At 41.4% G+C, this 827-nt stretch carries 6 tRNA genes; all 6 read left to right on the top strand.

Going from position 1 to position 827, the window contains the following annotated elements:
- Positions 1-51: 51 nt before the first annotated feature.
- The 6 genes from CZ809_RS20840 (at position 52) to CZ809_RS20815 (ending at position 798) form a co-directional block, all read left to right on the top strand.
- Positions 52-126: transfer RNA gene (locus CZ809_RS20840), tRNA-Gln, on the top strand.
- Positions 127-188: 62 nt separating this feature from the next.
- A tRNA-Met gene (locus CZ809_RS20835) sits at positions 189-265 on the top strand.
- Between the two features lie 50 nt (positions 266-315).
- Positions 316-400, top strand: a tRNA-Leu gene (locus CZ809_RS20830).
- Between the two features lie 43 nt (positions 401-443).
- A tRNA-Gln gene (locus CZ809_RS20825) sits at positions 444-518 on the top strand.
- 38 nt (positions 519-556) lie between these two features.
- A tRNA-Met gene (locus tag CZ809_RS20820) sits at positions 557-633 on the top strand.
- Between the two features lie 80 nt (positions 634-713).
- Positions 714-798: transfer RNA gene (locus CZ809_RS20815), tRNA-Leu, on the top strand.
- Positions 799-827 lie beyond the last annotated feature (29 nt).

Genomic DNA, 827 nt, shown 5'->3' with positions numbered 1-827 from the left:
AAAAAGTCTTGTTACTACCCAACAAGCAACGCTTATGTATTTAAGCACTGTAGGTCTATCGCCAAGCGGTAAGGCAACGGCTTTTGATGCCGTCATACCCTGGTTCGAATCCAGGTAGACCTGCCATTATTTAAAAGTATTGATTGGCTATATTTGTTATAAATTATAGTTGTTCAGTATTTTAAATCGGCTACGTAGCTCAGTTGGTTAGAGCACATCACTCATAATGATGGGGTCACAGGTTCGAATCCCGTCGTAGCCACCATTTCAATTTTATTATAAGATTGAAAATCAATGCTTGTTCATTGATAAAATGCGGAAGTGGCGGAATTGGTAGACGCACTAGATTTAGGTTCTAGCGCCGTAAGGTGTGAGAGTTCAAGTCTCTCCTTCCGCACCATTCTCTCAATAGAGTTGAGAGATAGCTTGAAAAAGCACACTGTAGGTCTATCGCCAAGCGGTAAGGCAACGGCTTTTGATGCCGTCATACCCTGGTTCGAATCCAGGTAGACCTGCCACTCTTTAAGAGTATTGATTTATTTCAGTATTCTATGTTGGCTACGTAGCTCAGTTGGTTAGAGCACATCACTCATAATGATGGGGTCACAGGTTCGAATCCCGTCGTAGCCACCATTTATTCTTCAACTAAGTATTTACCTATACTTAATTGAAAAATACAATCAGAGACAACAGTTATTTATAACTGACAATATGCGGAAGTGGCGGAATTGGTAGACGCACTAGATTTAGGTTCTAGCGCCGCAAGGTGTGAGAGTTCAAGTCTCTCCTTCCGCACCATTCTCTCTGATTTAAAAAGTCTTGTTACT

The sequence above is a fragment of the Photobacterium piscicola genome (genome assembly GCF_900166965.1).
GTDB lineage: Bacteria > Pseudomonadota > Gammaproteobacteria > Enterobacterales > Vibrionaceae > Photobacterium > Photobacterium piscicola.
Note: the sequence above shows the minus strand (reverse complement) of the source record. Positions and strands in the feature narration are given on the sequence as shown.